This window comes from Barrientosiimonas endolithica, from assembly GCF_030296655.1.
Classification (GTDB): Bacteria; Actinomycetota; Actinomycetes; order Actinomycetales; family Dermatophilaceae; genus Barrientosiimonas; species Barrientosiimonas humi.
In genome coordinates this window covers 2,668,915-2,691,945 of the sequence record NZ_AP027735.1, presented here as the reverse complement: position 1 = coordinate 2,691,945, position 23,031 = coordinate 2,668,915, and the positions used below count along the sequence as shown (strand labels likewise).

18 protein-coding genes and 4 pseudogenes are annotated in these 23,031 nt (G+C 73.2%); 17 read left to right on the top strand and 5 right to left on the bottom strand.

Annotated features, from left to right (window positions below):
• Positions 1–5: 5 nt before the first annotated feature.
• Positions 6–1,415 carry a class II fumarate hydratase gene (locus tag QUE40_RS13665; protein WP_289231322.1) on the bottom strand — a complete coding sequence of 470 codons (1,410 nt, stop codon included), beginning with the start codon at positions 1,413–1,415 and terminating at the stop codon, positions 6–8.
• Between the two features lie 42 nt (positions 1,416–1,457).
• Here QUE40_RS13665 and QUE40_RS13660 point away from each other — a divergent pair, with 42 nt between their 5' ends.
• Positions 1,458–1,805, top strand: coding sequence for a hypothetical protein (locus QUE40_RS13660; protein ID WP_142006272.1), 348 nt, complete (start codon positions 1,458–1,460; stop codon positions 1,803–1,805).
• 242 nt (positions 1,806–2,047) lie between these two features.
• On the opposite strand, the gene coaA is transcribed toward QUE40_RS13660, so the two are convergent.
• Positions 2,048–3,013: a type I pantothenate kinase gene (gene coaA, locus QUE40_RS13655; RefSeq protein WP_142006268.1), complete on the bottom strand. Its 966-nt coding sequence runs from the start codon at positions 3,011–3,013 to the stop codon at positions 2,048–2,050.
• Positions 3,014–3,079: 66 nt separating this feature from the next.
• On the opposite strand from coaA, the pseudogene glmS reads away from it, so the two are divergent.
• The 8 genes and pseudogenes from glmS (at position 3,080) to tsaD (ending at position 12,223) form a co-directional block, all read left to right on the top strand.
• Positions 3,080–4,932 (top strand): annotated as a pseudogene (gene glmS, locus QUE40_RS13650) (glutamine--fructose-6-phosphate transaminase (isomerizing)).
• Between the two features lie 38 nt (positions 4,933–4,970).
• Complete coding sequence (locus tag QUE40_RS13645; RefSeq protein WP_142006264.1) at positions 4,971–5,327, top strand: holo-ACP synthase; 357 nt, start codon at positions 4,971–4,973, stop codon at positions 5,325–5,327.
• A gap of 7 nt (positions 5,328–5,334) precedes the next feature.
• Entirely contained in the window at positions 5,335–6,831 is a 1,497-nt protein-coding gene (locus tag QUE40_RS13640) for a bifunctional ADP-dependent NAD(P)H-hydrate dehydratase/NAD(P)H-hydrate epimerase (protein WP_289231321.1), read from the top strand.
• A gap of 225 nt (positions 6,832–7,056) precedes the next feature.
• Positions 7,057–8,202 carry an alanine racemase gene (alr, locus tag QUE40_RS13635; protein WP_289231320.1) on the top strand — a complete coding sequence of 382 codons (1,146 nt, stop codon included), beginning with the start codon at positions 7,057–7,059 and terminating at the stop codon, positions 8,200–8,202.
• Between the two features lie 37 nt (positions 8,203–8,239).
• Positions 8,240–9,358 (top strand): alpha/beta fold hydrolase, encoded by a 1,119-nt coding sequence (locus tag QUE40_RS13630; RefSeq protein WP_289231319.1) that lies wholly within the window; start codon positions 8,240–8,242, stop codon positions 9,356–9,358.
• Between the two features lie 65 nt (positions 9,359–9,423).
• Positions 9,424–9,923: pseudogene (tsaE, locus tag QUE40_RS13625) on the top strand (tRNA (adenosine(37)-N6)-threonylcarbamoyltransferase complex ATPase subunit type 1 TsaE).
• Between the two features lie 9 nt (positions 9,924–9,932).
• Positions 9,933–11,114: a tRNA (adenosine(37)-N6)-threonylcarbamoyltransferase complex dimerization subunit type 1 TsaB gene (tsaB, locus tag QUE40_RS19375; RefSeq protein ID WP_350226975.1), complete on the top strand. Its 1,182-nt coding sequence runs from the start codon at positions 9,933–9,935 to the stop codon at positions 11,112–11,114.
• Between the two features lie 60 nt (positions 11,115–11,174).
• A pseudogene (gene tsaD / locus QUE40_RS13610) lies at positions 11,175–12,223 on the top strand (tRNA (adenosine(37)-N6)-threonylcarbamoyltransferase complex transferase subunit TsaD).
• 103 nt (positions 12,224–12,326) lie between these two features.
• Here tsaD and QUE40_RS13605 read toward each other — a convergent pair.
• The 3 genes from QUE40_RS13605 to QUE40_RS13595 form a co-directional block, all read right to left on the bottom strand.
• Complete coding sequence (locus QUE40_RS13605) at positions 12,327–13,013, bottom strand: glycoside hydrolase family 3 N-terminal domain-containing protein (RefSeq protein WP_433997004.1); 687 nt, start codon at positions 13,011–13,013, stop codon at positions 12,327–12,329.
• 734 nt (positions 13,014–13,747) lie between these two features.
• Complete coding sequence (locus tag QUE40_RS13600) at positions 13,748–14,002, bottom strand: THUMP-like domain-containing protein (RefSeq protein ID WP_289231318.1); 255 nt, start codon at positions 14,000–14,002, stop codon at positions 13,748–13,750.
• Positions 13,954–14,970, bottom strand: coding sequence for a DUF8688 domain-containing protein (locus QUE40_RS13595; protein WP_289231317.1), 1,017 nt, complete (start codon positions 14,968–14,970; stop codon positions 13,954–13,956). The genes QUE40_RS13600 and QUE40_RS13595 overlap by 49 nt, the downstream gene beginning before the upstream one ends.
• A gap of 55 nt (positions 14,971–15,025) precedes the next feature.
• Between QUE40_RS13595 and QUE40_RS13590 the strand changes: the two genes are divergently transcribed.
• The 8 genes and pseudogenes from QUE40_RS13590 to QUE40_RS13555 all read left to right on the top strand — a co-directional run bounded on the left by QUE40_RS13590 (position 15,026) and on the right by QUE40_RS13555 (position 22,974).
• Entirely contained in the window at positions 15,026–16,363 is a 1,338-nt protein-coding gene (locus tag QUE40_RS13590) for a TrkH family potassium uptake protein (protein ID WP_142006246.1), read from the top strand.
• Positions 16,360–17,706, top strand: a complete 1,347-nt coding sequence (locus QUE40_RS13585) for a TrkH family potassium uptake protein (protein ID WP_289231316.1) — start codon at positions 16,360–16,362, stop codon at positions 17,704–17,706. Before QUE40_RS13590 ends, QUE40_RS13585 begins: the two co-directional genes overlap by 4 nt.
• A gap of 15 nt (positions 17,707–17,721) precedes the next feature.
• Positions 17,722–18,414 (top strand): potassium channel family protein, encoded by a 693-nt coding sequence (locus QUE40_RS13580; RefSeq protein ID WP_142006244.1) that lies wholly within the window; start codon positions 17,722–17,724, stop codon positions 18,412–18,414.
• 62 nt (positions 18,415–18,476) lie between these two features.
• A complete protein-coding gene (locus tag QUE40_RS13575; protein ID WP_142006242.1) occupies positions 18,477–19,457 on the top strand; it encodes a ribose-phosphate diphosphokinase in 981 nt (326 codons plus the stop codon).
• Positions 19,458–19,550: 93 nt separating this feature from the next.
• Positions 19,551–20,794 (top strand): annotated as a pseudogene (locus QUE40_RS13570) (Nramp family divalent metal transporter).
• Between the two features lie 202 nt (positions 20,795–20,996).
• Positions 20,997–21,755 (top strand): hypothetical protein, encoded by a 759-nt coding sequence (locus QUE40_RS13565; RefSeq protein WP_289231315.1) that lies wholly within the window; start codon positions 20,997–20,999, stop codon positions 21,753–21,755.
• Positions 21,752–21,928 carry a hypothetical protein gene (locus QUE40_RS13560; protein WP_289231314.1) on the top strand — a complete coding sequence of 59 codons (177 nt, stop codon included), beginning with the start codon at positions 21,752–21,754 and terminating at the stop codon, positions 21,926–21,928. Before QUE40_RS13565 ends, QUE40_RS13560 begins: the two co-directional genes overlap by 4 nt.
• Positions 21,925–22,974: a hypothetical protein gene (locus QUE40_RS13555; RefSeq protein WP_289231313.1), complete on the top strand. Its 1,050-nt coding sequence runs from the start codon at positions 21,925–21,927 to the stop codon at positions 22,972–22,974. The genes QUE40_RS13560 and QUE40_RS13555 overlap by 4 nt, the downstream gene beginning before the upstream one ends.
• Positions 22,975–23,031 lie beyond the last annotated feature (57 nt).

Below are 23,031 nucleotides of genomic sequence, written 5' to 3'. Positions count from 1 at the left end.
TACGCCTAGCGCCCCGTGGCCATGCGCAGCACGTCGAGAGCCTCGTCGAGCTGGGCCTCGGTGAGGTCGCCGCGCTCGACGTGGCCGCGCTCGATCACGACCTCACGGATCGTGCGGCCCTCCTTGACCGCCTGCTTGGCGACGGCGGCGGCGGCCTCGTAGCCGATGTAGGAGTTCAGCGCGGTCACGATCGCCGGGCTGGACTCGGCGAAGGTGCGGGCGCGGTCGGCGTCGGCCTCCAGCCCCTCGATGCACCGCGTCGCGAGGGTCTCGGTGGCGCCGGCCAGGAAGGTGATCTGCTCCAGCACCGCCCGGCCGATGACCGGCAGCATGACGTTGAGCTCGAACGCGCCGCTGGCGCCGGCCATCGTGATCGTCGTGTCGTGCCCGATCACCTGGGCGCACACCATGAGCGTGGCCTCCGGCAGCACCGGGTTGACCTTGCCGGGCATGATGCTGGACCCCGGCTGCAGGTCGGGCAGGTGCAGCTCGGCGAGCCCCGCGAGCGGGCCGGAGCCCATCCAGCGCAGGTCGTTGCAGATCTTGGTCAGCGACACCGCGAGCGTGCGCAGCGCGCCGCTGAGGGCCACGACCGCGTCCTGGCTGCTCTGCGCCTCGAAGTGGTCGTCGGCCTCGCGCAGCGTCAGGTCGGTCTCCTGCGCCAGCCGCTGGATCACGGCGTTCGCGAACCCCGGGCGGGCGTTGAGCCCGGTGCCGGTGGCGGTGCCGCCGAGGGGCAGCTCGTGGACGTACTCCGCCGCCTCGCGGATCCGCTGCCGCCCGAGCGCGACCTGCCGGGCGTAGCCGGCGAACTCCTGGCCGATCGTCACCGGCACCGCGTCCATCAGGTGGGTGCGGCCGGCCTTCACGACGTCGCCGAACTCGCCGGCCTTGCGCTCCAGCGACGCCTGCAGCGTGGCCAGCGCCGGGTCGAGCCGGTCGCGCACGGCGACCGCGGCGGCCAGCCGGATCGCGCTCGGGAACGTGTCGTTGCTGGACTGGCCGGCGTTGACGTGGTCGTTGGGGTGCACCGTGACGCCGGCGTCGCGCTGCGCCAGGTGCGACAGCACCTCGTTGACGTTCATGTTCGTCGAGGTGCCCGAGCCGGTCTGGAACACGTCGATCGGGAAGTGGTCGTCGTACTCACCCGCGGCCACCCGGCCCGCCGCGGCCACGATGGCGTCGGCCTGCTCGGCGGTGAGGATGCCGTTCGCCCCGTTCTCCGCCGCGGCTGCCGCCTTGATCCGGGCCAGCGCGTGGACGATCTCCGGCGGCACGGGCTGACCCGAGATCGGGAAGTTCTCCACCGCCCGGGCGGTCTGCGCGCCGTAGAGCGCGTCGGCGGGCACCTCGACGGCTCCCATGGAGTCGTGCTCGGTGCGGGTGTTCTTCTCGGTGCGAGGCGTCTCCGACATGTCTCCATCATGCGTCGCGCCGAACCGGTCACAATAGGCGGCATGCGCCTGCTCAACCGTCGCCCCGTCGCGATCGCCTACTGGTTCGTGGCGGCCGTCCTGTCGGTGTTCGCCGGCGTGGCCGCGGCCAACGCGGCGGTCGGCTTCGCGCCCGAGACCACCGACGAGCTGGGCGAACCCACCACCAACGGCGCCCAGATCCTTTACGGGCTGGTCGGATTCGCGCTCGGGATGCTCGGCGCGATCGCGGTCTTCGCCGGAGTCTGGCTGGCCCTGTGGGCACTCGAACGCCGGTCCCACCCGCAGGTCGAGGAGTGGGACGAGAGCGACGACGAGGACGACTTCGACGACATCCTGGTCGACGAGGAGGGCGAGCGCTTCCGGCGCTGACGGTCCGATGAGGGTCCGCGGCGCAGCCCTGGCGACCGGGATGCTCCTCGCCCTCACGGCCACGGGCTGCTCGCTCTGGACACCGTCGGCATCGAGGTGCGGCTGGCCGGACCGCTGGGGTCGCGCGTGCTCACCGTGAACGGCCGGTAGGTGACAGCGCAAGCCATCGACGACCCGTTGCCATTCTCGCCCGCCACGACCGTGACGGCCCGGCGCTGAGCCGGGCGAGGGCCGTACGTCCGTCAGAGCTTGCGCAGGAACACCTGGCCGACCGTGTGGTCGGGGCGCTTGCGCATCACCAGGCTCGCGCGGCTGCGGGTGGGGACGATGTTCTGCATCAGGTTGGGGTAGTTGATCGACTCCCAGATCTGCGTCGCGCGCGCGACGGCCTCGTCGTCGGACAGCGCGGCGAAGCGGTGGAAGTAGGAGTCGGGGTTGGCGAAGGCGGTGCCGCGCAGGGTGAGGAAGCGGTTGACGTACCACCGGCGGATGTCGCGCTCGCGGGCGTCGACGTAGATCGAGAAGTCGAAGAAGTCGGACACGGCCAGCGGTGACCGGCGCTCGGGCGTGACGACCGGCTGCTGCAGCACGTTGAGCCCCTCGACGATGAGCACGTCGGGCTGGCGGATGACGGTGCGCTCGCCGGGGACGATGTCGTAGACCAGGTGGGAGTAGACCGGGGCGGTCACCTCGGCCTTGCCCGACTTCACCTCGGCGACGAACCGGACGAGGGCGCGGCGGTCGTACGACTCCGGAAAACCCTTGCGCTCCAACAGTCCCCGGCGTTCGAGCTCGGCGTTGGGGAAGAGGAACCCGTCGGTCGTGACGAGCTCGACACGCGGGGTGTCGTCCCACCGGGCCAGCAGCTCGCGCAGCACGCGCGCGGTCGTCGACTTGCCGACCGCCACCGAGCCGGCGACGCCGATGATGAACGGGGTCTTGGCGGGGCTCTCGCCGAGGAAGTCGGAGGTGACCTGGTGCAGCCCCGAGGTGGCGCCGACGTAGAAGTTCAGCAGCCGCGAGACCGGGAGGTAGACCTCCTCGACCTCGCGCAGGTCGATCGGCTCCTCCAGGCCGGACAACCGCTGCAGGTCGTCGGCGTCGAGGCTCATCGGGTGCGCCCGGCGCAGCCGCGCCCAGTCGCTCCGGTCGAGCTCGACGTACGGCGACGGATAGGTCTCCCGCGCGGTCGTTGACGGTGAGGTCACCGGCTCATTGTTGCCGACCGCACCGGGCGGGGTGGGCCCGGTCGGGCACGCAATAGGCTGCCCCTCATGTGTGGAATCGTCGGATATGTCGGCCCGCGGGGCGACGGCAAGGCCCTCGAGGTCGTCATGGAGGGGCTCGCGCGCCTGGAGTACCGCGGCTACGACTCGGCCGGGGTGGCGCTGGTCGACGGGGAGTCGGTCGCGACCGACAAGCGCGCCGGCAAGCTGGCCAACCTGCGCGAGGCGCTCACCGAGACCCCCTCCCCGAGTCGGGCACCGGCATCGGGCACACCCGCTGGGCGACCCACGGCGGCCCGACCGACGCCAACGCCCACCCGCACCGCGGCGGCGAGGACGGCAAGCTGGCGCTGATCCACAACGGGATCATCGAGAACTTCCACGCGCTGAAGTCCGAGCTGGTCGCCGAGGGCGTGGAGTTCAGCAGCGAGACCGACACCGAGGTCGTGGCGCACCTGCTGGCGCGGGCGTACGACGGCGACCTCACCGCCGCGATGCGCGAGGTGGTGCAGTCGCTGGAGGGCGCGTTCACGCTGCTCGCGGTGCACGCCGACCAGCCCGACGTCGTCGTCGGCGCCCGGCGCAACAGCCCGCTCGTGGTCGGCCTCGGCGAGGGCGAGAACTTCCTCGGCTCCGACGTCGCGGCGTTCATCGGCTACACCCGCGAGGCCATGGAGCTGGAGCAGGACCAGATCGTCACGATCACGCCCGAGGGCGCGACGGTCATCAACTTCGACGGTACGCCCGCGCAGGGCAAGCGTTATCACGTCGACTGGGACGCCGCGGCTGCCGAGAAGGGTGGCTACTCCACCTACATGGAGAAGGAGATCAACGAGCAGCCCCAGGCGGTCGGCGACACCCTGCTCGGCCGCACCGACGAGCAGGGCCGGCTCACGCTGGACGAGCTGCGCATCGACGAGGACAAGCTGCGCCAGGTCGACCGGATCACGATCGTCGCGTGCGGCACGGCGGCGTACGCCGGGATGGTCGCGAAGTACGCCATCGAGCACTGGACGCGCATCCCCGTCGAGGTGTCGCTGGCCCACGAGTTCCGCTACTGCGACCCGATCGTCAGCGACCGCACCCTGGTCGTCTCTATCAGCCAGTCCGGCGAGACGATGGACACGCTGATGGCCGTGAAGCACGCCCGCGAGCTGGGCGCGCTCACCATCTCGGTGTGCAACACGCACGGCTCGACCATCCCGCGCGAGTCCGACGCCGTGCTCTACACCCACGCCGGGCCGGAGATCGCGGTCGCCTCGACCAAGGCGTTCCTCGCGCAGATCACCGCCTGCTACGTGCTCGGCCTCTACCTGGCGCAGCTGCGCGGCGGGTCCTACGCCGACGACGCGCAGCAGGTGCTGACCGAGCTGCACGACATCCCCGGCAAGATCACCGAGCTGCTCGACGGCATGGAGCGGGTGCGCGAGATCGCCCGCTTCATGGCCGACACCCGCTCGGTGCTCTTCCTCGGGCGCAACGTCGGATACCCGGTCGCGATGGAGGGGGCGCTGAAGCTCAAGGAGCTCGCCTACATCCACGCCGAGGGGTTCGCCGCGGGCGAGCTCAAGCACGGCCCGATCGCGCTGATCGAGCCGGGCCAGCCGGTGTTCATCGTCGTGCCCGGGCCGAGCACCCCGCACGGGCTGCACGGCAAGGTCGTCTCCAACATCCAGGAGATCCGCGCCCGCGGCGCCCGCACCCTGGTGATCGCCGAGCACGGCGACACCGCGGTCGAGCCGTTCGCCGACGAGATCATCCGGGTGCCGTCGACCTCGCCGATGCTCGCGCCGCTGCTGACCGTGGTGCCGCTGCAGGTCTTCGCGCTGGAGCTGTCCAGCGCCAAGGGCCTCGACGTCGACCAGCCGCGCAACCTGGCCAAGTCGGTCACGGTCGAGTAGGGCCGGCGGGCACGGCAGGACCGGCGGAGGGAGCGGCAGTGGCGATCGTCGGGGTCGGGATCGACGTCGTCGACGTCGCGCGCTTCGAGCAGACGCTCGAGCGCACCCCCGCGCTGCGCGAGCGGCTGTTCACCGCCGACGAGGCGCAGCTGCCGATCAACTCCCTGGCGGCCCGGTTCGCGGCCAAGGAGGCCCTCGCCAAGGCACTGGGCGCCCCGGCCGGGCTGCACTGGACCGACGCGACGGTGCGCAAGCACGACGACGGACGTCCCGAGCTTCTCGTGCAGGGCACGGTGGCGGCGCGGGTGGCTGCGCTGGGCATCGACACGCTGCACCTGTCGCTCAGCCACGACGCGGGCATCGCGTCGGCCGTCGTGATCGCGGAAAGTGAGTGATAGCAGCATGATTCGTGCATTCAGCGTCGATTCCGTACGCCGCGCCGAGTCGGCCGCCATGGCGGACCTGCCCGACGGCGAGCTCATGCAGCGCGCCGCCACCGGGCTCGCCGAGGTGGTGGCCGCGCGGCTCGAGCAGCGCGACGGGGACCGCGTGGTGGCCCTGGTCGGGTCGGGCGACAACGGCGGCGACGCGGCCTACGCCGCCGCGCGGCTGGCCGCCGACGGGCACAACGTCGCCGTGGTGCTGCTCTCCGACCGGGCCCACGAGGGCGGCGTCGAGGCAGCGCGCGGCGCCGGCTGCGTCGTGCTGGCGGCCGAGTCCGACCCCGACGAGGTGACCGCCGCGCTCGGTGAGGCCGACGTCGTGGTCGACGGCGTCACCGGCATCGGTGGCAGCGCCGGGCTGCGGGAGAGCGCGGTCCGGCTGCGCGATGCGGTGCCCGAGACGGCGTACGTCGTCTCCGTCGACCTGCCCAGCGGCTCCGACCCTGCGGGCATCGAGCCGGGCGAGACCTTCTTCGCCGACGAGACGGTGACCTTCAGCCTGGCCAAGCCGGTGCACCTGCTGCCTGCGGGCGAGGCCGCGACCGGGCTGCTCACCGTCGTGGAGATCGGTGTCGAGGAGCCCGAGCGTGCTGCGGTGGAGCGACTGACGCGCGCCGACATCGCCGAGATGTGGCCGGTGCCAGGGCCGTTCGACGACAAGTACACCCGCGGCGTGCTCGGCGTGGTCGCCGGCGGAGAGCGCTATCCGGGCGCGGCGGTGCTGGCGACGACCGCTGCGGCCACGGCCGGGGTCGGGATGGTGCGCTACGTCGGGCCGTCCACGCCGACCGGGCTCGTGCACGCCGCCGTGCCCGAGGCGGTGCCCGGCAAGGGCCGGGTGCAGGCCTGGCTGGTCGGCCCCGGGCTCGACTCGGGCGACCGCACCTCGCCGGGCCGCGCCCAGCTGCGCGCGGCCGAGGACGCGCTCGGGGAGGACGTGCCGTGCGTCGTCGACGCCGGCGCGCTCGACCTGCTGAGCAAGCCGCGGTCGGCCCCGACGCTGCTCACCCCGCACGTCGGAGAGCTCGCGCGGCTGGCCAAGCGGCTGCGGCCGCGGGGGCTGCCGCGGGCCGGGCGGTCGGAGGCGTCGTGGGTCCAGATGACCCGCGAGCGGCCGGTGCTCGTGGCCCGCGCGGTCGCCGACCGGCTCGACGCGACCGTGCTGGTCAAGGGAGCGGTGACCGTCGTCGTGCCGCCAACCTCGACCGGGCTGCCGGTGCGGTCGCAGTCCGACGGGCCGGCCTGGCTGGCCACGGCCGGTGCGGGCGACGTGCTGGCCGGGCTCGCCGGCGCGCTCGCGGCCTCCGGCTGCTCGATGCTCGACACCGGGTCGATGGCCGCGGCCGTGCACGGGATGGCGGCCGACCGGGCCAACCCCGGCGGGCCCGTCCGGGCGCTGGACGTCGCCCACGCGCTCGGGCGCACGGTGGCCGGCGTCCTCACCGAGCCGGCGTAGGCGTACGGGCTGGGCGAGGGCGTACGCGCTCGGCACAACCCCCGGTGTCGGGGCTTGTGACGGTCCCTGCGGGGTGGAGGCTGCGGCAGCGGCCGATATCGGGGGTTGTGACGGTTCCTGCGGGGTGGGGGCTGCGGCAGCGGCCGATATCGGGGGTTGTGACGGTGGCGTAAGGCACGAGTGTCGTTCGGCTGGCGCACAATCCGCCGTGCGAAACTGACCGGGATGAACGATCAACCACCGGCCTGGATCACCGTCGACCTCACGGCGATCCAGCAGAACGTGGCCCGGCTGAAGGAGTACGCCGGCGACGCCGAGGTCATGGCGGTCGTCAAGGGCGACGCCTACGGCCACGGGCTGCTGCCGGTCGCCCGGGCGGCGCTGCGCGGCGGCGCGACGTGGCTGGGGGTGGCCCAGATGTCCGAGGCGCTCGCGCTGCGCGAGGCCGGCATCGAGGCCCCCGTGCTCACCTGGCTGACCGCCCCCGGCACCGACTTCCAGCCGGCCGTGCGGGCCGGGATCGACATCGGCGTGCCGGCCGTGTGGGAGCTCGAGGCGGCCGTCGCGGCGGCCCGCATCACCGGCACGGCCGCCCGCGTGCAGCTCAAGGTCGACACCGGCCTCGGCCGCAACGGCGCGTTCGGCGCCGACTGGGACGCTCTGCGCGACGCCGCGGCCAAGGCCCAGGCCGAGGGCAGCGTGGAGGTCGTCGGGCTGTTCACCCATTTCGCCTACGCCGACGCCCCCGAGCACCCGACGGTGCTGACCCAGCAGGAGCTGTTCGCCGAGCGGGTGCGCGACGCCGAGCGGGCCGGGCTGCGGCTGCAGACGCGGCACATGTCCAACTCCGCCGCGACCCTCACCCAGCCGAGCGCGGCCTGGGACATGGTGCGTCCTGGCCTGGCGGTCTACGGCCTGACGCCCGTGCCGCAGATCGGCGACCCCGCCCACTTCGGCCTGCGCCCCGCGATGCGCGTGCAGGCGCGCGCGACGGTGACCAAGCGGGTGCCGGCCGGGCAGGGCGTGAGCTATGCCCACACCTACGTCACCGACCGCGAGACCAGCCTCGTCGACGTGCCGATCGGTTACGCCGACGGCGTGCCGCGAGCCGGCTCCTCGGTGGGTCCGGTGCTGGTCAACGGCGAGCGGCACACCGTGGCCGGCCGGGTCTGCATGGACCAGTTCGTCGTCGACGTGGGCGACGAGGAGGTCGCCGCGGGCGACCCGATCGTGCTGTTCGGGCCCGGCGACGGTGGCGAGCCCACCGCCCAGGACTGGGCCGAGGCCACCGGCACGATCTCCTACGAGATCGTGGCGCGGATGAGTTCGCGGCTGCCCCGGACGTACGTCGGCGGCGAGGAGCCGGCCTGATGGCTCGCGGAGGAGTGCTCGCCTGGGGGTGGGCGCGGTGGCCACGGGCGCCGGCGCGGCCCTCGGGGTCACCGCCGACCGGCTGTGGCGCAGCCGCTCGACCGCGGTGCGGCTCGGGGTCGACGACGACTTCGCCGAGACCGCCGACCACGAGCTCGCGGTGATCACCGAGGACGGGGTGCCGCTGCACGTCGAGATCGACGAGCCGCGCGCCGACCCGCCCGCCAACGGGCGCACGCCGACGGTGGTGCTCGTGCACGGCTACACCCTCAACCTCGCGTCGTGGGTGTTCCAGCGGCGCGCGCTGCGTGAGGCCGGATATCGCGTGGTGCTGTTCGACCTGCGCGGGCACGGCCGGTCCGAGGAGGGCGAGCCGACGTCGTACAACATCGAGCAGCTGGCCCGCGACCTCGCCGCGGTGCTGGAGCAGGCGGTGCCCGAGGGGCCGGTCGTGCTCGTCGGCCACTCGATGGGCGGCATGACCCTGATGAGCTTCGCCGCGCAGTTCCCCGACGTGCTGCGCGAGCGGGTCATCGGCGCCGCGCTGGTCGCCACGAGCTCGGGCGGGCTGGCGGAGGTCAACTGGGGGCTGGGCAGCCCGATCGGGTCGCTGGTGCACCGGATGGGTCCGGTCGCGGTGGCTCAGCTCGCCGGTCGTGAGGCGCTGCTGGCGGCTGCGCTCAAGGCCGGCCGTGACGTGGAATCCCTTGTGGTGCATCACTTCTCGTTCGGTTCGCGCGTGCCCATGTCGGTGGTGCGGCACACCGGCAAGATGGTGTTCAGCACCAAGATGAGCGTCGTCAGCGCGTTCCTGTCCGAGCTGATGAAGCACGACCAGCTGATGTCGCTGAAGGCGTTCGACGGCATCGAGACGCTGGTGCTCAACGGCACCGCCGACAAGCTCACCCCGGCCGAGCACTCCGACGCGATCGTCTCGGCGATCCACGGCGCCGAGCACGTCGTGGTCGACGACGCCGGGCACATGCTGATGCTGGAGCACCCCGATCTGGTCAACGAGCAGCTGATCGCGCTCATCGCCCGGGCCCGCCGGGCGGTGGAGCGTCCCCGCAGCGGTCGCCGGGTGCGCAAGACCGTCACTGACATGGCCGCTCGCCGGCGGGTGCGCGGCGCGGGCACCGGCCGGGGACCCGCGTGACCTCACCGGAGCAGGAGCCGCTCACCGCGCGCTGGGTCGCGCGCGACGTCGCGACCACCCAGCGGCTGGCGGAGCGGCTGGGTGCCCTGCTGCGCGCGGGCGACCTGGTGCTGCTCACCGGCGGCCTCGGCGCCGGCAAGACCACCTTCACCCAGGGCCTCGCCCTCGGGCTGCGGGTGCGTGGGCCGATCACCTCGCCGACGTTCGTCGTCTCGCGCGAGCACCCGAGCCTGGTCGGCGGGCCGCCGCTGGTGCACGTGGACGCCTACCGGCTGCAGGGCGCCGCCGAGCTCGACGACCTCGACCTGGACGCCGAGCTCGCCGAGGCGGTCACCGTGGTCGAGTGGGGGCACGGGCTGGCCGAGGCGCTCAGCGAGGACTACCTGGAGCTGACGCTGGACCGGGCGGGGGACGGGTCGGGTGGCTCGGGTGACGGGCCGGGGGTTCGGGTGGCTCGGGTGAGGAGCCGGGTGAGGAGCCGGGCGACGTGCCCCGGATCATCGTCGCGCGTGGGCACGGTGCGCGCTGGGCGGCCGTGTGGTCGCAGATCGCCGCGCTGGCGTAGCCTCGCGCCGTGCTGCTCGCTCTCGACACCGCCACGTCAGCCGTCACGGTCGCCGTCCGCGCCGACGGTCGCACGCTGGCCGAGCGCAGCGAGATCGACGTGCGGCGGCACACCGAGACGCTCGCCCCCGCGGTGCGTGACGTGCTGGCCGACGCCGGGCTGCGGCCCGCCGACCTGACCACGGTCGTCGTCGGGGTCGGGCCCGGCCCGTTCACCGGCCTGCGGGTCGGCGTGGTCACCGCGCGCACGATGGGGCTCGCGCTCGGGATCCCGGTGCACGGCGTGTGCAGCCTCGACGCCATCGCCCGGCAGGTGGTCGCGACCGGGGCGCCGGAGCGGTTCCTGGTCGCGACCGACGCGCGGCGCAAGGAGGTCTACTGGGCGACCTACCGCGCGGGGGCCCACGGGGCGCAGCGCGACGGCGAGCCGCAGGTGGTCCGCCCCGGAGAACTTCCCGACGACGTGCGGGCGCTGCCGAGCGCCGGCCGCGGGCACGACCTCTACCCCGACCTGCTGACCGGCGACCCGCTCGGCCCGCTTGACGTCTCCGCGGGGGCGCTGGCCGAGCTCGCCGAGGCGGAGCTCGCGGCCGGCCGGTCGCTGCTGGTGCCCGAGCCGCTCTACCTGCGCCGGCCCGACGCTCAGCCGCAGGCGCCCCGCACCCCGCCGGACCGTGATCCCCGACGAGGTCGGAGGCGTGAATACGCCTGGGGGCAAGAAGATTCGCTGCGGCCCATGCGTTGGACCGACATCGACGACCTGGTGCGCATCGACGCGCTGCTGTTCGAGCACGACGCGTGGCCGGCCGCGACCTGGTGGGCGGAGCTGCGGGAGCGACCGCGACGGGTGTACGTCGTGGCGACGGGCCCCGACGACCGGGCGATGGCGTACGGCGGGCTGGACGTGGCCGGAGACGTCGCCGACGTCATGACGATCGGGGTGAGCCCGCAGGCGCAGGGCCGCGGGCTCGGGCAGCGGCTGCTCGACCGGCTGCTGCAGATCGCGCGCGAGGCGGGGGTCGAGGCGGTGCTGCTCGAGGTGCGTGCCGACAACGACGCGGCGCGAAACCTCTATGCCCGCAACGGTTTCGAGCAGATCAACGTGCGGCGCGGCTACTACCAGCCCGGTGGTGTCGACGCGCTGGTGCTGCGCCGCCTGCTCGAAACACCCGAAAAGGCGCGAGGCGGATAGGCATGCCTAGCCGCCTCGCGCATTCTTGGGAGTTTCGTCGGCGTTGAGGATCCTCGCTGCATGGCCGCTGAACCCCTCGTGCTCGGCATCGAGTCCTCCTGCGACGAGACCGGCGTCGCCTTCGTGCGCGGCACCACGCTGGTCGGTGACGCGCTCGCCAGCAGCGTCGACGAGCACGCCCGCTTCGGCGGCGTGGTGCCCGAGGTCGCCAGCCGCGCCCACCTCGAGGCGATGATCCCGATGCTCGAGCGGGCCAGCGCCGACGCGGGCCACCGGCTCGCCGACGTCGATGCCATCGCCGTGACCTCCGGCCCCGGTCTGGCGGGTGCGCTGATGGTCGGCGTGGCCGCCGCGAAGGCGCTGGCGCTGTGCCTCGACAAGCCGCTGTACGGCGTCAACCACCTCGCCGCGCACGTGTGCGCCGACGTGCTCGACCACGGCCCGCTGCCGGAGCCGACGGTCGCGCTGCTCGTCTCCGGCGGGCACACCAACCTCCTGGTCGCGCGCGACATCGCGACCGACGTCGAGGAGCTCGGCGGCACGATCGACGATGCGGCGGGGGAGGCGTACGACAAGGTCGCGCGGGTGCTCGGCCTGCCCTATCCCGGTGGTCCGCACATCGACCGCGCCGCGCGCGAGGGCGACCCGGCGGCGATCGCGTTCCCGCGCGGGCTGACCGCGCGGCACGACATGGAGCGGCACCGCTACGACTACTCCTTCTCGGGGCTGAAGACCGCCGTGGTGCGCTGGGTCGAGGCGCGCGAGCGGGCGGGGAGCCGGTGCCGGTGGCCGACGTCGCGGCGAGCTTCTCGATGGCAGTCGCGGACGTGCTCACCAGGAAGGCGCTGCTCGCGTGCGCGGAGCTCGGCATCCGCGACCTGCAGATCGGCGGCGGGGTGACGGCCAACAGCCAGCTGCGCGCGCTCGCGGAGGAGCGCTGCGCCGCGGCCGGTGTCAGCCTGCGCGTGCCGCGCCCGCGGCTGTGCACCGACAACGGCGCGATGGTCGCGGCGCTCGGGGCGCAGATGGTCATGCGCGGCCTGCCGGCCTCCGACCTGGCGCTGCCCGCCGACTCCTCGATGCCGGTGGAGCAGCTGCGCGCGTCCTGAGGCCGGCGTCACCTTCGCGGGCATGAAACCGGGTTACGCGCGTTTGACCTCGATTCATCAGGGTCAAACGCACGTAACCCGGTTTCATGCGTTGTGGGGTGGGTCAGCTGCAGGGGGCGAGGCCGCGGGCGACCTTGAGCCCGACCACCCGGCGTACGGCCGCGTCGACCTGCTTGGCGAACGCCGGGTCGGTCGATGAGCGGGCGAGCAGCGCCTGGGTCATCGGTCCCGCGTCCGCGGCCCGCCCGGTGAGCAGGATGTCGCCGCCGGCGGCGACGAACCGGGTGGCCCGTTCGCCGACCGGCACCCCGGAGAGCGCCTTGGCGTTGAGGTCGTCGGTGATCACGACGCCGCCGAAGCCGAGCTGGCCGCGCAGCACGTCGGTGATCATCGTGCGCGAGAAGACGGCCTGGTTGTCGGCGTCGATCTTGGGGTAGCGCGCCGACGACATCATCACCAGCTCCGAGCCGGCCTGGATGCCCTGCCGGAACGGCCCGAGATAGGGGTCGCTGCGGGTCGCGACCGAGTCGTCGGTGCCCTCGGCGGTGAAGTCGGTGTTGCCGGTGACCCGGCCGAGGCCCGGGAAGTGCTTCAGCGTGGTGGCGACGCCGCCCGCGTGCATGCCGCGCACGAGGTCCTGCACCGCCGGCCCGACGGCGACGGGGTCGGAGCCGTACTGCCGCCCGTGCCGCCCGATCGGCTGGTTGGCCTCGCCGATCGACGTCGGCACCGTGTCGGCGACCGGCGCGAGGTTGACGTTGACCCCGACCTTGTCGAGCAGCGAACCCACCTGCCTGCCGTACGCCTGCCGCTGGGCGGGCGCGGCCCGCCCTGCTCCACGGCCGCGGGCAGTCGCGGGGTCGAGGGTCGCGCAGCTGCCAGACCCCGCCGCCCTCCTGGTCGGCCGCCACCAGCAGCCGCAGCCCGCCGGTGCTCTCCGGGCCGACCGCGCGCTGCAGCTCGGCGGAGGTGCGCGACACCAGGTCGTTGCCCTCCCAGCCGCCGAGGTAGAGCACGTTGCCGACGTTGTGCTCGCGCACCACCGACGTCACGCTCGAGGCGGGGCTGCCGGCCTGCAGCCCGACCATCACGAGCTGGCCGACGCGCTGGTCGGGCGTGAGCCGCGCGACGATCCGGTCGGCGCAGCCGTTGCTGCTGGTCGCCGAGCTCTGGCTGCTACCAGGCGAGCTCGCCGATCCGGGCGCAGAGCCGGTGGTCGCCGAAGGGGCGGCGGAGGAGGCCCCGGGCGACGACGCGCCCGGCGACGACGACCCCGCCGGCCCCGACCCGGGTGCGGCGGGGGTACCTCCCGAACCCGGGCTCGACGCCGACTCCGACGACCCGTCGCCGGAGGTGCATCCGGTGGCGACCAGGGCCACGGCGCTGACGAGCACGAGCAGTCGGGTGGGGCGCATGGCCCCCACGGTAACCAGCGAGACGCCTCTCGCCGGCGTCACGCTCCGCCGCGGCCCGCGGCCCGCGGCCCGCGGCCCGCCGCCGGCCGCCCGCCGCCTCTCGCCGCCCTCACGGACCGCTCACCAGCAGCGCCACCTGGGTGCTGCCGGCGCGGGTGAGCACGCAGGTGGCCGAGGCGTCGCCCTTGAGCCGCAGCTGCCGCCGCAGCTGGTCGGGCTCGATGCTCACGCCACGCTTCTTGACGGTGAGGCGCCCGACGCCCCGGTCGCGCAGCGCCGCCCGGAGCCGCTTGACGTTGAACGGCATCGCCTCGGTCACGACGAACCGCCGCGCCCACGGCAGCCGCGCCTCGCGCTGCGCCACGACGTAGCCGACCCCCGGCGCCAGCTCGCGGCCCCCGGTCGCGTTGACCAGCGCGCCCACCAGCCCGGCGCGGATGACGGCCCGGTCGGGCTCGTACAGATAGCTGCCGGTCGCGGGCACGTCGGGGCTCTCGGTGGTCGCGCCGGCCGCCATCTTCTCGGTGACGAGCGCGTCGACCCGCGGCCCGAGCACGTGCGCGGTGCGCCCGGCGGTGCGCGCGAGCGCCCCCACCACAGCGCGCACTCGACGACCTCGCCGTCGTAGGAGGTCCACGCCGCCTCGGCGCCCGGCGGCACCTGCGCGTGCGGGAACGCCGGCGACAGCTTGGCGCCCGCGGCCGGCACCGCCCCGGCGAGCGTGCGCACCGTCTCCCAGGTCGGGCTGATCTCCTCGAGCCGGAACACCCGCCGGGTGCGCCCGGTCACGTCGGCGACGCCGGGCACGCGGCGGGCGGGGTCGAGCCACAGACCGAGCCCGCGGGCCGCCTCGCCGCGCGGCAGGACGACGTCCTCGGCGAGCCCGGTCTCGACGCTCGAGCGCGGCCACGGGCGCAGGTTGGCGGCAGCGATCAGCGCGGTGGTCTCGTCGGCGTCGCGCGCGTCGACGCGCAGGCCGGCGCGGGCGTACGCCATCGCGTCGGACCCGATGCCGCACCCGAGGTCGAGCACCCGCGAGACGCCGGCGTCGCGGAAGCGCCGGGCGTGGTGGTCGGCGACCGCGCGCCGGGTCGCCTGCTCCAGCCCGTCCTGGGTCAGCAGCATCTCGGCGGCGTCGGGCCCGAGCTTGTCGACGGCCGCCGCGCGCAGCCGCGACTGGGTCAGCGCGGCGGCCACCAGGTCGGCGTCGAACCCCGCCGCGCGCAGTCGCTCGCCGAGCGCGAGCGCGCCCGCCGGGTCGTACGGCGGCAGCGACTGCAGCAGGCCCCACCCCTCTCCCGAGGTGAGCCTGTGCACCAGAGCCGGGTCCATGGGTGCCATCCTGGCGCACGACCGAATCGCAGACGACCGCGCACGGAGGCACCGGATGACGCGCCTGATCGCGACCCCGGCGCGGCTGGTCGTCACCGCCTACGCGCTGGCCGTGATCGTCGGCAGCCTGCTGCTCCTGCTGCCGATCGCGACGACCCAGCCGGGCAGCGGCTCGGTGTCGGCGGCGATCTTCACCGCGGTCAGCGCGGTGTGCATCACGGGCCTGACCACGGTGGACACCGCGACCTACTGGACCCCCTTCGGGCAGGTGGTCATCGCGGCGCTCATCCAGATCGGCGGGCTCGGGATCATGACGCTCGCGACGCTGCTGGCGCTCGCGGTGCGCGGCCGGCTCGGTCAGCGCGACCGCCAGCTCGCGGCGGCCGACACGCACAGCACCCACCTCGGCGACGTGCGCCAGGTCGTGGGGCGGGTGGTGCGCTGGTTCCTGCTGCTGGAGCTGGCCGTCTTCTGCTTCCTGCTCGTGCGCTTCCGGCAGGCGTACGACGGTGACTGGGGCACCGCCGCCTGGCACGCGTTCTTCCACGCCATCTCCAGCGTCAACAACGCCGGCTTCGCGCTCTACTCCGACAGCCTGGTGAGCTTCGCGACCGACCTGTGGCTCATCGGCGTCATCTCGGGCGCGGCCATCCTCGGGGGCATCGGCTACCCGGTGGTGTTCGAGGTGTGGCGACGCTGGCGTACACCCCACCGCTGGTCGCTGCACACCCGCCTCACCGTGGCCGGCACGGTCGCGCTGCTCGCGATCGGGTTCGTCGCGTTCCTCGCGCTGGAGTGGACCAACCGCGACACGCTCGGTCCGATGTCGGTGGGTGGCAAGCTCGTCGGTGCGCTCGGCGGCACAGCCTTCCCCCGCACGGTGGGCTTCAACTCGATCGACTACGCCTCCGCGCAGGAGGAGACGTTGCTCGTGACCAGCGTGCTCATGTTCATCGGCGGCGGCAGCGCAGGCACCGCGGGCGGCATCAAGATCACGACGTTCCTCGTGCTGGCCGGTGCGATGTGGGCCGAGATCCGCGGCGAGCGCGACGCGGTCATGTCGCACCGCTCGATCAGCTCGCACACGGTGCGCCAGGCGCTGACCGTCGCGCTCGGTGGCGTGGCGCTGGTCGCGGGCGGGGCGATGGTGCTCATGCTGCTGGCCGGGCTGCCGCTCAGCCTCGCGATGTTCGAGGCCTCGTCGGCCTTCGCGACGGTGGGTCTGTCGGCGGGGGTCACCCCCACGCTCGACGTCCCCTCGCAGGTCGTGCTGATGCTGCTGATGTTCGTCGGACGCGTCGGACCCATTACCTTCGCGACATCGATGGCGCTGCGCGCCCAGCACCGCCACCGCCGTTACCGCCTCCCCGAAGAACGGCCGATCATCGGATGAGCGAAGGAAAGTCGCGCAGCCTGCTCACCACGCCTGCCCGGATGGTGGTGACCGCCTACCTGTCCGCCATCGCGGTCGGGACCACGCTGCTGCTCATGCCGTTCGCGACGGTCGGGCCGGGCAACGCGCCGGTCGTGACCGCGCTGTTCACCGCCGTGTCGGGCGTGTGCATCACCGGCCTCACGACGGTCGACACCGGCACCTACTGGACCCCGTTCGGCCAGGGCGTGATCCTGCTGCTGGTCCAGCTCGGTGGCCTCGGGATCGTCACGCTCGGCACGCTCACCGCGCTGTTCGTGCGCGGCCGGCTCGGCATCCGCGACCGGATGGCCGCCCAGCGCGACGCGCACACGCTGAGCGTCGGGGACGTACGCCTGCTGCTGGCCCGCATCGTCCGGCTGTTCCTGCTGCTCGAGCTGGTCGTGGTCACCTGCCTGGTGCTGCGCTTCCGGTTCGGCTACGACATGGTCTGGCCGACCGCGCTGTGGCAGGGGATCTTCCACGGCGTCTCGGGCGCCAACTCCGCCGGCTTCTCGCTGTGGCCGGACAGCGTCTCGCGCTACGTCGGCGACATCATGATCATCGGGCCGCTGTGCTTCGGGATCTTCGTCGGCGGCCTGGGCTACCCGGTGCTGTTCGAGCTGCGCAACAAGTGGCGCAAGCCCGACTCCTGGTCGGTGCACACCCGGCTGACCGTCTACGGCTCGCTGGCGCTGTTCAGCATCGGGTTCGTCTCGTTCGCAGCGTTCGAGTGGGCCAACCCCGGCACCCTCGGCCCGCTGTCGGTGTACGACAAGGGCGTGGGCGCGCTCGCCGGCGCCGTCTTCCCGCGCACCGCCGGGTTCAACTCGGTCGACTACACGCTGATCTCCGACGAGACGATGGTCACCCACCTGGTGCTGATGTTCATCGGCGGCGGCAGCGCCGGCACCGCCGGCGGCATCAAGATCACGACGTTCCTGATCCTGCTGTTCGTCATGGTCGCCGAGATCCGCGGCGAGAAGGACGTCATCTTCGCCCACCGCCGCATCCCCGAGGACGTGCAGCGCCAGGCGCTCACCATCGCCCTCGGCGGCGTCGCGTGCGTGGTCGCCGGCACGATCGCGCTCACCCTGTTCACCGACCAGCCGCTCAACCGGGTCGTCTTCGAGGCGATGTCGGCGTTCTGCACGGTCGGGCTGTCCGCCAACGTGACCACCGGCCTCAACGCGCCGGCGCAGGTCGTGCTCATGGTGTTGATGTTCATCGGCCGAGTCGGCACGATCACCGTGGTCACCTCGTTGGCCCTCAACCGGCGGCACCGCCGCTACCGCCTCGCCGACGAGCGCCCCATCGTCGGTTGACCCCGGAAGGACACCATGGCGTTCCGCAAACCCCCGAGCCCCGGTGACCGGGCCGTGCTCGTCGTCGGCCTCGGCCGGTTCGGCGCAGCCACCGCCCGCAGCCTCATCGACCAGGGCTGGGACGTCGTCGCGATCGACGAGAACCCCGAGCTGGTGCAGAAGTTCGCCGACGACCTGACCTACACCGCCGTCGTCGACTCCACCGACCCCGAGGCGCTGCGCCAGGTCGGCGTCGCCGAGTTCGAGCGGGGCATCGTCGCGATCGGCACCGACGTCGAGGCGAGCGTGCTGACCGTGGTCAACCTCGCCGACCTGGGCGTCACCGACATCTGGGCCAAGGCGATCACCAAGCAGCACGGCAAGATCCTCGAGCGCATCGGCGCCCGGCACGTCGTCTACCCCGAGTCGGCGATGGGCGAACGGGTGGCGCACATGATCTCCGGGTCGCTGTCGGACTACCTGGAGTTCGACGACGGCTTCGCCATCGCCCGCACCGCCGCCCCGCGCTGGGCGTGGGACAAGTCGCTCGCCGACGTCGCGCTGCGCACCAAGTTCGGCGTCACCGTGGTGGGTGTGAAGAAGGTCCGCGAGGACTTCGAGTACGCCCGCCCCGAGACCGTGGTCGAGCGTGACCACGAGCTCGTGGTCGCCGGCCCGACCGACAAGGTCGAGCTGTTCAGCACCGAGGCCGCCCGCGGGCGCGCCTGAGCGCTTACGCTGCCGAAGACGTACGGCACAACCCTGGAAGCCGGACGCCCCCTGGAGGTCTCGTGCGCGACATCGTCGTCTTCTCCGGCTCGGCCCACCCTGCGCTCGCCCGCAGCATCTGCGCCCACCTCGGGGTGCGGCTCAGCGAGGTCGACATCAAGCGCTTCAGCAACGACTGCCTGCAGGTGCAGCTGCTCGCCAACTGCCGCCAGCGCGACGTCTACATCGTGCAGTCGCTGGTGCCGCCGACGCAGGAGCACCTCATGGAGCTGCTGCTCATGGTCGACGCCGCCAAGGGCGCCTCGGCCGCCCAGGTGACCGCGGTGATCCCGCACTTCGCGTACGCCCGCTCGGACAAGAAGGACGCGTCGCGCATCTCGCTCGGCGGCCGGCTCGTGGCCGACATGCTCGCCACGGCGGGGGTCAACCGGGTGATCACCATGGCGCTGCACGCGCCGCAGGTGCACGGCTTCTTCTCGGTGCCGGTCGACCACCTCACCGCCATCGGCGTGCTCGCCGACCACTTCCGCGGGCAGGACCTGACCGACACCGTCGTGGTCTCGCCCGACCTCGGCAACGCCAAGACCGCCACCCAGTTCGCGCGGCTGCTGGGGCTCCCGGTCGCGGCCGGCAGCAAGCAGCGCAAGGCCGACGACAAGGTCGTCATCGACGCGATCGTCGGCGACGTCGCGGGCAAGCGCGCGATCGTGCTCGACGACGAGATCGCCACCGGAGGCTCGATCATCGAGCTGCTGGAGCGGCTCAAGGACTTCGGCTCGACCGAGGCCGCGGTGGCGTGCACGCACGGGCTGTTCGCCGGGCCGGCGGTCCAGCGGCTGCAGGGGCACCCGATGATCCGCGAGGTCGTGACCACCGACACCGTGCCCGCCCCCGAGGGATGGCCGCAGCTGCAGGTGCGCTCGATCGCCACGCTGTTCGCCGAGGCCATCGCCCGCAGCCATGCCGGCGAGTCGGTCTCCAGCCTGTTCGACGGCGTCGACCCGACGCACGGGCCGCCGCCGCAGACGCTGCCGCTGGGCTGAGCCCCGTGCGGGGTGGTGCGGGCGCGCGCCCGCGCCGGGCGACGGCGTACGAAATCGTCGTTCGGCACACCCCTTTGGTGGTTCGATGACCCGGTGAGCACCGAAGCCCAGACCAGCACGCCCCGTTGGAAGCTCGTCGGTCCGGGGCTGGTGGTCGCGGCCACCGGCGTCGGCGCGGCCGACCTGGTCGCGACGCTGATCGCCGGGCAGAAGTACGGCTACGCGCTGCTGTGGGCGGTCGTCGTCGGCTGCCTCATGAAGATCGTGCTCGTCGAGGGCGCCGGGCGGTACTCCTCGCGACGGGAAAGACGATCTACGAGGGCTGGTCCACCCTCGGCACCTGGACGCACATCTACTTCGTGCCGTACATCGTCGTGTGGGGCTTCGTCTACGGCGCCGCCGCGATGGCCGGAACGGGGCTGCCGCTGCACTCGCTGTTCCCCTTCCTCAGCGTCAAGGTGTGGGGCATCGCCTGCGGGCTGATCGGTCTCGCGCTGGTGTGGATGGGCCGGTACTCCCTGTTCGAGAAGATCTGCGCCGCGCTGGTCGCGCTGATGTTCGTGACGATGGTGGGCGCGGCGATCCGCACGCTGCCGAACCTCGGCGAGCTGGTCGCGGGTCTGGTGCCGACGATCCCCGAGGGCGGTGTGGTCAACATGCTCGCGGTCGGCGGAGGCGTCGGCGGCACGATCACGCTGGCGGCCTACGGCTACTGGATCCGCGAGAAGGGCTGGACCGACGAGCGGTCGATGGGGGTCATGCGGCTCGACAACCGGGTGGCCTACCTGGTCACCGGCATCTTCGTGGTCGCCACGCTGATCGTCGGGGCCGAGCTGCTCTACTCCGCGCGGATCGCGGTCAGCACCGGCGACCAGGGGCTGCTCGACCTGTCCGGCGTGCTCGCCGACCGCTACGGCGAGTGGTTCGGGAAGCTGTTCCTCGTCGGGTTCTTCTCCGCGGCCATGTCGTCGCTGATCGGCGTGTGGAACGGCGTCTCGCTGATGTTCGCCGACCTCGTCGGCCACCTGAAGGGGCTCAGCCAGGACGACCCCGAGCGGCGCGCGGGCGGGAAGTGGTACCGGGCGTACATCCTGTGGCTGACGATCCCGCCCATCGTCCTGGTGATGTTCGGGCGGCCGGTCTGGCTGATCCTGGCGTACGGCGTGCTCGGCGCGTTCTTCATGCCGTTCCTCGCGGTCACGCTGCTCTGGCTGCTCAACACCGACCGGGTGCCGGCGCGCTGGCGCAACGGCTGGTGGTCCAACCTGCTGATGGTGCTGTGCGCCGCGGCGTTCGTCTGGCTGGCCGCGACCGAGATCCAGAAGGCGATCACCTAGCCCGGCTCGCGGGGGTGTGTGGCTCGTCGTCGCCGGAACCTCCGTGTCGAGCTCGGCGTCGCAACGGCATGACCCCCGCCTCCGTCGTCCCGGCGGACTCCGAGACGCCCGCGCCACGACGGCGTACGTCGTCGCGGGCTCTGGTGGGTCTGCTCGTCGTCGCGCTCGTGGCCGGCGGTGGGTGGTGGTTGTGGAACGACCAGTGGCGCGACCGCGCGCCGGTGGGCGTGCTGCCGGGGAGCTGCAGGTGTTCGCCGAGCGCGAGGCGTCGGCACGCTTCCGGTTGCCGGACGGGCGGGAGGTGGTCGTCAGCACCCAGGTCGGCGTCGAGTCCGACGGGAGCGTGCGACCACCCCGAGGCGGCCGACTGGTCGAGACCCAGTGGCGCATCACTGACCAGAACGGCGTGCCCGCGCTGGTGCTCTATCAGGGCCAGGACCTGCAGCGGGTCGGCCTGCGCCTGGCGACCGGCGGCCGGGAGGTCGACCTGGGTGGCGACGTCGCTGCCCAGGCCGACGAGGGCTCAGCCGTGCTGGCGCTCCCGGGTGACGTGGACGAGCTCACGGCGACGGTGTCGTACGCCGGGCGCAGGCAGTCGGTAGAGCTGTTCACCGGTCGCCGGGACGCGGGCTCGTTCCGCAGCCTCTACCGCGCTCGGGGGCGGACCAGCATCGACGTCCTCGACTCCCAGCTGCCCGAGTCCGGCAACGGCGGTCTGGTGTGGACCAGCTGGGTGACTGCGGGCTGGCAGCGGACGCCGTATGTCGCCGGTCGCGGCTGGGCGCCGACCGGTCGTGAGTGGGTGGTGGTCACCGATCCGGCGTTGGAGGTGACATCGATCTGGGGCCCGGGCGACCGCCGCACCCGGCTGGAGCCCCCGCAGCCGGTGTCGCCGGGGGAGTGTCGGCGTCGGGCGCGCGAGTCGTCTCCCCACCGGTGGAGCGGGTCCCGATCAGCATGAGATCCAGCAGCCTGAGCGTCGAGTTCCCCGAGGTCGTGCTGGACGCGCCCAACGGTGCGCCGGTGCGCGTGCGGCTCTGGGTCTCCACGCAGGTGGAGCGCGAGGGCGACGCCCCGCGGCGTGTCAGGTTCGAGCGGACCTGGGAGGTCCCGGCGGCGGTGGATCTGGCATGACCGCGACGAACGACTCCGGTCGCGCCGGGGACGGCGCGGCGCGGGCGTACGTCCGTCCCGTGGCGAAGGTGCTGCTCGTCGCCGCGGTCATCGGTGCTGTGCTGATCTGGCTGCGTCCGCCGGAGCTGGAGGCGGGGCAGCAGGTGCGCGGCAGTGCGGTCTCGATCCACAACGGCGGCAAGTCGAACGTCGCCCTGCCCGGTGGCGGCATCCTGCGGATCGAGGCGGGGACCGTGTCCGAGGTCCGCGACGGGGGATCGACGTTCACCGCCGACGACGGGCGGCTCGTGGGCGTGACCTGGAGGGTTGACGCATCCCCCGTCGGTCCGGCGCCCTGGCCGGGTGCTGCGGCCGCCGAGCTCCGGGAGCCGGCCACCCGTCTGCTCCTGCGCGTCGGCGACCGCGTGTTCCCGGTTGCCGACGGCATCCGCAGCCTGCAGAGCAACGGCTCGGTGACGACGCGCGTGCCGGCCACGGGTGAGATCGCCGTGGTCGCCCAGGCCGAGAACCGCGATCTGCCCGGCCGGTCAGCGGAACCGCAGCGCAACCTGGACCGGCGCTCCGAGGCGCCGGACTGCGTCCCCGACGGCGCCGACCCGGTCACGGTCGACGGGGTCCGGCTCGACCAGGTGGCGTGCGAGCTGCGGACGCGTCGGGGCCCGTGGGTCGCCGGACTCGGCTGGGCCCCGCAAGGTCAGGAGTGGCTGGTGGTCCGCGGCCTCGTGCGCACCGACCACACCGTCGGGTCGTGGGACGAGACCGAGGGATCGCCGACGTACTACCGCCTCGCCGCCGCTCCGGCTCTGCGGCTGTCGGTCAGCGGCGCCACGCCGCAGCGAGCCGCTCGTGACGCGGCGGGGCAGGCCGCCGGCGAGTCTGCGACCCCGAGCACCGCCTACCTCGTGCCGGTGTCGTCCGACGTCGAGGTCGCTCTGTCCGTCGCCTCCCGTGCGGTCAAGACCGATCTGGTCGGCCCGGCAGCTGCGGCGGCCCCGGAGGGTGTCGAGGTCGCGCTGCGCCAGGTCGTCCGCATCCCCGGCGGCTGATCGACCAGTCACGAGGTCGGCGGGGGCGGGCGAGCGGGCGGCGCTCCGTGAGTGCAC